Here is an 8,917-nt window from a genome sequence, read left to right on the forward strand (position 1 = left end):
CCGTGCCTGCCCAGCGTTTCCGTGAAGTGTGGTCGCTGGCGCTGCCGATCCTTGGCGCGATGCTGTCGCAGGTGCTGCTGAATCTGGTCGATCTGGCAATGGTCGGCCATCTCGGTGCCAATGCACTGGCGGGTGTCGGCGCCGCCAGCTTCCTGCATTTCACTGCGTTCTCGGCAATCACCGGCCTGTCGTCCGCCGTTCAGGCGATGGCCGCACGGCGCTACGGCGAAGGCCGGCTCGACGAAACCGCGCTGTCGCTGAATGGCGGACTGCTGCTGTCGATCGCCATCGGCCTGCCGCTGTCGCTGGTGCTGATCGTCGCTGCGCCCTGGCTGTTCTCGACGCTCTACGCAGACCCGGCGGTCGGCGCCGAAGGCACGGTCTATCTGCAGTTCCGGCTGGCGGCGATCGTCGCTGTCGGCATCAACTTCTCGTTTCGCGGTTACTGGAGTGCGATCCGCCGCGCGCGGCTTTATCTCTACGTGCTGGGTGGCATGAGTGCGCTGAACATCCTGCTCGACTGGCTGCTGATCTTCGGCAAGCTGGGCCTGCCGGAAATGGGCACCCGCGGCGCCGGGCTGGCGAACCTGATCAGCACCTTCGCTGGCGCCGGCGCCTACCTTTTGCTGGCCTGGCGCGAAGCACGGCCGGCCGGCTTCATGCGCCGTCTGCCATCGATGACGCAACTCGGCGATCTGCTGCGCATCGGCCTGCCGTCCTGCGTGCAGAACCTGCTGTTCGCGGGCGGCTTTTCGGTGCTGCTGTGGATCATCGGCCAGATCGGCACGGCGGAACTGGCGGTCACCAATGTGCTGATCAACATCACCCTGGCGTCCGTGCTGCCGGGTATCGCCTTCGGGCTCGCAGCTGCCGCCTTGACCGGCTCCGCGCTGGGCCGTGGTGATGTCGACGACGCCTACGCCTGGGCCTGGGATGTGTTCCGGGCAACCTGGTGGGTGTTCGCGGCACTTGCGGTGCCGATGCTGTTCGCGACCGACGCCGTGCTGCGCGTGTTCTTCAGCGATCCGGCCACCGCCGATGTGCTGGTCGATGTCGGCCGGCTGCCGCTGCGCCTGATCGGCCTGGCCGTCACGCTTGATGGCCTCGGCTTCATCCTGATGAATGCCCTGCTTGGCGTCGGCGCCAGCGGCGCAGTAGCGCTGGTCGCCGTCGGCCTGCAATGGGGCTTCTTCCTGCCCGGCGCCTATGCCGCGGTGAGCCTGCTCGGCAGCAGTCTGTCGGGAATCTGGATCCTGATGACCGGCTACCGCGCCTTCCAGACCGGCATCTTCGCCTGGCTCTGGAAGCAGAAACGCTGGGCAAAAATAAGGGTCTGAGCCGCCTCGTTGCCGGGACGGCTCAGACCCTGTTTACCGCGGCTGCCGCTTAGTTCGGAACCAGATCGTTGCCGACCACGCGAACCTTCGAGCCCACGGCCAGACCATCCATGCGCGGCAGCGTCACCGTACGGGTGCCGCCAGCGTCCATCGACACCGTGACGTGGTGAACCCACTCGGCCTTGACCGACTTCTCCACTTCACGGCCGGCGAAACCGCCGATCACCGCACCGCCGATGGTCGCCAGAATCTTGCCGGACTTCTTGCCGAACTGGGAACCGGCCACACCACCGGCAGCAGCGCCGCCGAGGGTGCCGAGTGCCGAGGCTTCGCCTCTGACGCGTTCATCGGCGACGTTCGAGATCACGCCGCAATCACCGCAAACCGGCGGCGGAGCCGGCGCTGGCGCTTCGGCCACTGGTGACGGAGCCGGACGCGGCTTGGGCTTGGGCTTCGGAGCCGGCGCGGGCTCGTCTTCAATCTTGGCCGGGGCGGCAGACGGCGTGGTAGCGGCCGCTTCAGTCGGCGCAGCAGCGGGATCGGCCGGCGGCTGCGGAGCAGGGCCGCAAGCGGTCAGGATGGCAAGCGCCAGCACCAGCAATGATTTCTTGTACATCGGGGTCTCCCTCAACAGGTTGCAATGTTTCCGCAGGTTAGCATCGCAAGCTGAACGAGAACTGACCTGTCGACCACCCTTTCGGACCGGCCGCGACGCAGATGGTTCGGTGTCGGCACTTCGGTGTGGTGCAAGCTTTTACCCAGAATCCGGCCGAACTCCGTTTACCTAAGACACCCTCACAGACTCCGATGTTCGCTACCGCACTCAGCCACTGGCGAGATTTCCGCAACATCGTGCTGTTCACCGGCGCTGGCCTGTCGGCGGAATCCGGTGTGCCGACCTATCGCGGTGCCGGCGGCATCTGGCGGGAGTACAACTATCAGGACTACGCCTGCCAGCGCGCCTTCGAGCGCGATCCGGTCCAGGTGCTGGACTTCCACGAACTGCGTCGCACCCAGGTGCTGAGCTGCGCGCCACATGCCGGCCACGCCCACATCCGCGCGATGCAGGCCGAGCATCCGGGCATCCAGGTCATCACCCAGAACATCGATGGCCTGCTGCAACGCGCCGGTGTTGCCGTCGCCGCCGAACTGCACGGCAGCCTGTGGCGGCTGCGCTGCCCGGTGCATGGCGTTCGCGAGGATCTGGCGGTGGGTACGTTCGCCCATCGCCAATGTCCGGACTGCCCACCGGATCGCTCGGCGGGCCGTGTGCCATGGCTGCGGCCCGACATCACCTGGTTCGAAGACGCCGTGAACGAAGCCGTTTTCGAGCATGCCGCGATGCTGGTCGACGACGCCGAGCTGTTCGTCGGCATCGGCACCTCAGGCGCGGTCTGGCCGGCGGCCGGCTTCGCCGAACGCGCACGCCGACACGGCGCGCGGATGGTCGAGATCAATCCGGAGGACAACGAAGCTTCGGCGCTCTATGGCGAGCACGTCCGCTTGCCAGCCTCGAAGGCTTTGCCGGAGACGTTTCCGATCAGCGGCTGAGCACTGCTCCACGCGTTCAGTCTCTATCCGGCGCGCCCAGCGGAAAGTACGCACGGAACGGCCTCGCCTCGTCCACGGCACGCGCCATCGAAGGACGCGCCAGCAAGCGCTTGCGATAAGCGCGCAGATGGGTAAATGACTCATCGATCGGCCTTACCCAATCGGCATAGAACAGCGCCGGTGCCGCCGCGCAATCGGCGAGCGTGAAGGCCTCGCCGGCCGCCCATTCGCGGTTCGCCATCACGCCGTCGAGCCAGCCATAGCTGAGGCCGAGCATCACCTGCGCATCTTCAACCCCTTGGCGGTCGCGATTCTCCGGCGCCCGGATGCTGTCGAACACCACCTTCTGCAGCGGCGTCTGTACATAGTTGTCGAAGAAGCGATCCATCAGCCGCACTTCCAGCGCCGCCTTCGGATCATCGGGAAGCAAGCGCAGCGAGCCGGGATGATGCAGATCCAGATGCTCGATGATGATGCTGGCCTCCAGCACCGTGCGGCCACCATCGACCAGTACCGGAAACCGCTTCAGCGGCCACAGCGCCGCCAGTTCGGCATCCACCTCCGGGTTGCCGAGCATGCGCAACTCGAACACGGTGTCGTTCTCGTACAGCGCCACCAGCACCTTCTGGCAGTACGAAGAGAATGGGTGTGCGTAGAGCTTGAGTGTCATTTCGCTTCTCCAAAGCTGACACCAGAATAGAGCCCGCTCGGCTTTTTGCGTGCATTGCCGCCGTTGAAAGTCGAGGTAGCCTGTCGCCATGGACTCCCTGATCGCCGCTGCGGCGCGTGCTCTGGTCACTGGCGACCCGCTCGGCGCACTGAAGCGCGTCGCCCTTCGTGAAGACCCGCCGGCGCTTGCCCTGCGTGGCATCGCCATGGCCCAGCTCGGCGAACATACGCGCGCTCGCGAGTTGCTGCGCCGTGCTGCACGCGGCTTTGGCGCGCACGAAGAGCGGGCCCGCGCCCGTTGCGTCGTCGCCGAAGCCGAGGTGGCCCTGGCGATGCGCGATCTTCGCGGCTCGCCGCGCACGCTGGCCGCTGCCGCGGTGACGCTGGAGGCACGCGCCGATCGCGCCAATGCCTTGCACGCGCGCCTGATCGCGGTGCGTCGTCTGCTGCTGCTGGGTCGTATCGACGAGGCCGCCGCCGCGCTGGCCAGCCTCGATACGCAAGGCGCACCGCCGTCGCTGCTGGCGGTGGCCGAACTGGCTGCGGCCGAAGTGGCGCTGCGCTTGCTGCACACCGCGGTGGCGCGAGCTGCGTTTGCTCGTGCACGGGAGGCTGCCGAGCGTGCGCAAGTGCCGTCGCTGCGGGCCGAAGTGGCCGAGGCGCGTGCAGCGCTCGATCGTCCCGCTGCCCGGTCGATCCAGGCCGGTCAGGAGCAGCTGCTGCGGCTCGATGAAGTGGAAGCGCTGCTTGCTTCCGGCGCGCTGGTGATCGACGGCTGCCGCCGCGGTTTGCGTGCCGGCAGCACCTGGCTTCCGCTGGCGCGGCGGCCGCTGCTGTTCGCATTGGCACGCGCGCTGGCAGAAGCCTGGCCCGGCGATGTCGATCGCAATCTGCTGATCACATGCGCCTTCAATACCCGGCATCTCGACGAAACCCACAGGGCGCGGCTGCGGGTCGAGATCGGCCGTCTGCGCGCGCTCGCGGCGCCGCTGGCGCGTATCGAGGCCAGTGCGCGGGGCTTCGCGCTCAAGCCGCTGGGCGATCACGCCGTTGTCGTCCTGCTGCCGCCGATCGAAGGCGATCAGGCCTCGTTGCTGGCGCTGCTGGCCGATGGCATGGCCTGGTCGACCTCGGCACTCGCGCTGGCACTCGGCGACAGTCAGCGCACGGTGCAGCGGGCACTCGTCGAGCTCGAGGCCGAAGGGCGTGTGCGCTCGATCGGCCTGGCGCGGGCGCAGCGCTGGCTATCGCCGCCGCTGACGGGATTCACGACGAACTTGTTACTCCCTGCTGCGCTGACGCTAGCCTAGATTGACCTTGCCGCGCTGCTCAGCAGCGCATCAATCAGGAGCAAGACCATGAGCAAAGCAGAACCGATCAACCCAGCGCGGGTACGGCCGGCGGAGATCGTCCGTGAGTACGGCCCGTTTGCCGGCGCTAGCGCCATTCACGGCGTCAGCCACGACGGCGAGCGCGTCTGGGCCGCCACCGGCTCGAAGCTGCTGGCGTTCGATCCGGAGAGCGGCCAGATCGCCCGCACGCTCGATCGCAGCGGCGATGCAGGCACCGCCTTCGACGGCAAGCATCTGTACCAGATCGCTGAAGCACGGATCGACAAGATCGATCCCGCCACCGGCGACATCGTCGCGTCGATCCCCGCACCCGGCCACGGTGCCGACTCGGGCATGGCCTGGGCCGAGGGCAGCCTGTGGGTGGGCCAGTACCGCGAGCGCAAGATCCACCAGATCGATCCTGAGACCGGTGCAGTGCTGCGCACCATCGAATCGAACCGCTTCGTCACCGGCGTGACCTGGGTCGACGGCGAGCTCTGGCACGGCACTTGGGAAGGCGACGCCAGCGACATCCGCCGCATCAACCCGGAAAGCGGCGCCGTGCTCGAGCGGCTGGAAATGCCGCCGGGTGTTGGCGTCAGCGGTATGGAGTCCGACGGCGCCGGGCTTTTCTATTGCGGTGGCGGCCCGAGCGGCAAGGTGCGCGCCGTGCGTCGTCCGAAAGGAGCCTTGTCATGATCGCGCACAGGACCGCCAGCCGCGAAACCTGGCTGGCAGAACGGCTGGAACTGCTCGACGCCGAAAAGGAACTGAGCCGGCTGAGTGACCAGGTCGCCCGCCAGCGCCGCGCGCTGCCGTGGCTGCGTGTCGACAAGCCCTACGTCTTCGATACCCAGGACGGACCGCGCACGCTGGCCGAGCTGTTCGATGGCCGTAGCCAGTTGCTGGTGCAGCACTTCATGCTGGGTCCGGGCTGGCCACAGGGTTGCCCGAGCTGCTCGTTCATGGCCGATCACAGCGACGGCATGAACCCGCATCTGGCCAATCGCGATGTCACCCTGCTGGCCGTCTCGCGTGCACCGCTGGTGGAGATTCAGCGCTTCCGCGAGCGCATGGGTTGGCAGTTCCCGTGGGTCTCCGCGCATGCCAACGACTTCAACTACGACTTCAGAGTCAGCTTCACGCCGGAAGACAAGGCCGGAGGCCAGCCCGTCTATAACTTCGATACGCAGTCCTTCCAGGGCGAGGAAGCGCCGGGCGTCAGCGTCTTCTACAAGGACGATGCCGGCGATGTCTTCCGCACCTACTCGACCTACGGCCGTGGCGTCGAAGTGATGATGGGCACCTATGCGCTGCTGGACCTCGTGCCCAAGGGCCGCGACGAACGCGAGGTGCCCTACAAGATGGAGTGGGTGCGCCATCACGATCGCTACCCTCCGCGTCCAGGCCCAGCGATATCGGTCACGGCTTGTTGCGCGGCTCGCGGCTGAGCCTGTCTGCTGCCGGGCCTTGATCGGTACGGCAGCAGACAGAAGCCATCGCCAATGGTCGGCACAGTGCACACTGCGGTGGAACATTGCTTGCTGCCTTGGGCAAGCACGATAGCCAGACAGCCATTCGCCAGAGCCGACCATGCCAGACCCCGCAACTCCCCCCGAGGCCGGCAAGCCGCGCCGCAATCCATTGCCGGCACTGGCCGCCATCGCCGCGATCATCGCCGCAATGGCGCTGGCCTTCGCCTGGGTCGGCGGCTGGTTGACGCCCTCGAAGCTGACGCCGGCGCGCTTCGTCGATGTCATCGAGAAAGCCAATGGCGAGGTCAGCGCGGGTTATCGCCGCGCGCATGCCAAGGGCGTGTGTATTGCGGGCACTTTCGAGAGCAATGGCGCCGGTGCGGCCTTGTCGAAGGCGCGGGTATTTGCAGCGGGCAAGCTGCCGGTGCTCGGGCGGATGTCGATCGGCGGCGGCTCGCCGCATGCGGCGGACAGCGGCGGTCGCGTTCGCAGCCTGTCCTTGCAACTGATTGCCGACGACGGTCAGGAATGGCGCACGGCGATGAACAGCTTTCCAGTGTTCATGGTCGCTACCGCGCAAGGCTTCTACGATTTGAATGTGGCCTCCACAGCCGACCCTGCGACCGGCAAGCCGGACCCGGCGAAGATGGCGGCATTCGGCAAGGCGCACCCGGAAGCGGCACCGTTCTTCGAATGGGCGAAGACCGCACCGTGGTCGACGAGCCTGGCGAGCACCACCTACAACGGCGTCAACGCGTTCCGTTTCGTCGATGCTGCCGGTGGCAGCCGCTACGTGCGCTGGTCGATGCGACCGCAGACGCCGTTCGAAGCCATGGATGCCGAGCAGCTCAAGGCGGCGGACCCTAATTTCCTCAGTGCCGATCTCGCCACGCGGCTGGCCGCGGGCCCGTTGCGCTGGGATCTGGTGGTGACCGTCGCCGCGGCTTCCGATCCAATCGCCGATCCGACCAAGGCATGGCCGGAAGACCGGCAGCAGATCGTCGTCGGTACCCTGATCGTCGACCGCACCGAGCCGCAGATCAACGGCGCCTGCCGCGATATCAACTTCGATCCGCTGGTGCTGCCGACCGGCATCGAAGGCTCGGACGATCCGATCCTTGCCGCGCGCTCGGCGATCTATTCGGTGTCGTTCAACCGTCGCGAACACGAGATCGGTACCGGCAAGGCGCCGGATGCGACCGGCCAAGCGGGTAGTTCGACCGGAGGCAAGCCATGAGCCCGTCCAAGCACTTCAATCTGCCGGCGCGCCTGCTGCACTGGCTGATGTCGGCCATGATCCTGACCATGCTGTTCGTCGGTGTCGGCATGGTCGCTTCGGTCACCCAGCGGCCGTGGCTGGTCGATCTGCATCGGCCGGTCGGCATCGCGATCCTGCTGCTGGTGATCGTGCGGCTGATCAACCGCCTGCTGTCGCCACCGCCGCCCTTGCCGGCCGATCTGCCGACGCTGCAGTCGATCGCCGCGAAGCTGTCCCATCTGCTGCTCTACGCGCTGATGTTCGCGATGCCGCTGGTGGGCTGGTCGATGCTGTCAGCCGGCGGCTATCCGATTCCGATGTTCGGCGCGGTGCACTTGCCGGCAATCGTCCCGCACGATCCGGCGCTCTACGCCGTGCTCCGCTGCGCCCACACCTGGCTGGCCTTCCTGCTGTTCGCCACCGTGCTGCTGCATCTGGCCGCCGCGCTGTTCCACGCATGGGTGCGGCGTGACGGTGTGTTTCAGAGCATGGCCGGCGGCGATTGATTGAGCACCCCAAAGCTCGTCATGCCCGCGAAGGCGGGCATCCAGTTTTGGCCTTAGCGCACCGCTGACAACCGAGAACTGGATTCCCGCTTGCGCGGGAATGACGAGTGTTTTTTAGAGCGTCTCTGCGCAACAGCAGCTTCAGCGCTCGACGGCGGCGCCCTGCTCGCGGGTATCCAGAAACCGGATATCCGGAAACCGTTCCTTGGTCATCTGCAGGTTGACGTTGCTGCTCGCGAGGTAGACGAGATAGCCGGCGTGGTCGACGGCGAGGCGGGCTTCGTTCTTGTCGCGGAATTCCTTGAGCTTCTTCGGGTCGTCGCAGGACACCCAGCGCGCGGTGGAGACCGTGGCGGCTTCGAAGATCGACTCGACGCTGTACTCGTCGCGCAGGCGGTACTGCACCACTTCGAACTGCAGCACGCCGACGGCACCGAGGATCACGTCGTTGTTCGTGATCGGGCGGTAGACCTGCGTGGCACCTTCCTCGCAGAGCTGGTCGAGGCCCTTGTTGAGCTGCTTGGACTTCAGCGGGTCCTTGAGCACCACGCGACGGAACAGATCCGGTGCGAAGTTCGGGATGCCGGTGAAGTTCAGCGCCTCGCCTTCGGAGAACGAGTCGCCGATCGCGATGGTGCCGTGGTTGTGCAGGCCGATGATGTCGCCCGGATAGGCTTCTTCGACCGCTTCGCGATCCGAGGCCATGAAGGTGAGCGCGGAGTTCACGCGCACCGGGCCGCCAAGACGCACGGAGTGCAGCGTCATGCCCTTGCGATAGATGCCGGAGCAG

General features: G+C 66.5%; 10 protein-coding genes. 7 read left to right on the top strand and 3 right to left on the bottom strand.

The annotated features are described in order from the left end of the window. A partial coding sequence (locus QZY06_RS14435; protein WP_295685761.1) for an MATE family efflux transporter occupies positions 1–1,337 on the top strand: 1,337 nt, incomplete at its 5' end. Between the two features lie 49 nt (positions 1,338–1,386). On the opposite strand, the gene QZY06_RS14440 is transcribed toward QZY06_RS14435, so the two are convergent. Next, complete coding sequence (locus QZY06_RS14440; protein ID WP_295685763.1) at positions 1,387–1,953, bottom strand: glycine zipper 2TM domain-containing protein; 567 nt, start codon at positions 1,951–1,953, stop codon at positions 1,387–1,389. A 191-nt stretch (positions 1,954–2,144) separates the two neighbouring features. On the opposite strand from QZY06_RS14440, the gene QZY06_RS14445 reads away from it, so the two are divergent. Continuing rightward, positions 2,145–2,888 carry a Sir2 family NAD-dependent protein deacetylase gene (locus tag QZY06_RS14445; RefSeq protein WP_295685764.1) on the top strand — a complete coding sequence of 248 codons (744 nt, stop codon included), beginning with the start codon at positions 2,145–2,147 and terminating at the stop codon, positions 2,886–2,888. Positions 2,889–2,904: 16 nt separating this feature from the next. Here the strand turns inward: QZY06_RS14445 and QZY06_RS14450 are convergent, their stop codons facing one another. Beyond that, entirely contained in the window at positions 2,905–3,558 is a 654-nt protein-coding gene (locus QZY06_RS14450) for a glutathione S-transferase family protein (RefSeq protein WP_295685766.1), read from the bottom strand. Between the two features lie 88 nt (positions 3,559–3,646). Here QZY06_RS14450 and QZY06_RS14455 point away from each other — a divergent pair, with 88 nt between their 5' ends. The 5 genes from QZY06_RS14455 to QZY06_RS14475 all read left to right on the top strand — a co-directional run bounded on the left by QZY06_RS14455 (position 3,647) and on the right by QZY06_RS14475 (position 8,127). Then, positions 3,647–4,867: a helix-turn-helix domain-containing protein gene (locus QZY06_RS14455; RefSeq protein WP_295685767.1), complete on the top strand. Its 1,221-nt coding sequence runs from the start codon at positions 3,647–3,649 to the stop codon at positions 4,865–4,867. Positions 4,868–4,915: 48 nt separating this feature from the next. Continuing rightward, entirely contained in the window at positions 4,916–5,587 is a 672-nt protein-coding gene (locus QZY06_RS14460; protein WP_295685769.1) for a glutamine cyclotransferase, read from the top strand. Then, positions 5,584–6,339 (top strand): thioredoxin family protein, encoded by a 756-nt coding sequence (locus QZY06_RS14465; RefSeq protein WP_295685770.1) that lies wholly within the window; start codon positions 5,584–5,586, stop codon positions 6,337–6,339. Before QZY06_RS14460 ends, QZY06_RS14465 begins: the two co-directional genes overlap by 4 nt. Positions 6,340–6,481: 142 nt before the next feature. Then, positions 6,482–7,600 (top strand): catalase family peroxidase, encoded by a 1,119-nt coding sequence (locus QZY06_RS14470; RefSeq protein WP_295685773.1) that lies wholly within the window; start codon positions 6,482–6,484, stop codon positions 7,598–7,600. Then, positions 7,597–8,127, top strand: a complete 531-nt coding sequence (locus QZY06_RS14475; protein WP_295685776.1) for a cytochrome b — start codon at positions 7,597–7,599, stop codon at positions 8,125–8,127. The genes QZY06_RS14470 and QZY06_RS14475 overlap by 4 nt, the downstream gene beginning before the upstream one ends. Before the next feature lie 141 nt (positions 8,128–8,268). On the opposite strand, the gene QZY06_RS14480 is transcribed toward QZY06_RS14475, so the two are convergent. After that, positions 8,269–8,917, bottom strand: a 649-nt coding sequence (locus QZY06_RS14480; protein ID WP_367275651.1) for an EF-Tu/IF-2/RF-3 family GTPase, incomplete at its 5' end; no start/stop codon positions are given.

It is taken from the genome of uncultured Nevskia sp., assembly GCF_903885465.1.
Classification (GTDB): domain Bacteria; phylum Pseudomonadota; class Gammaproteobacteria; order Nevskiales; family Nevskiaceae; genus Nevskia.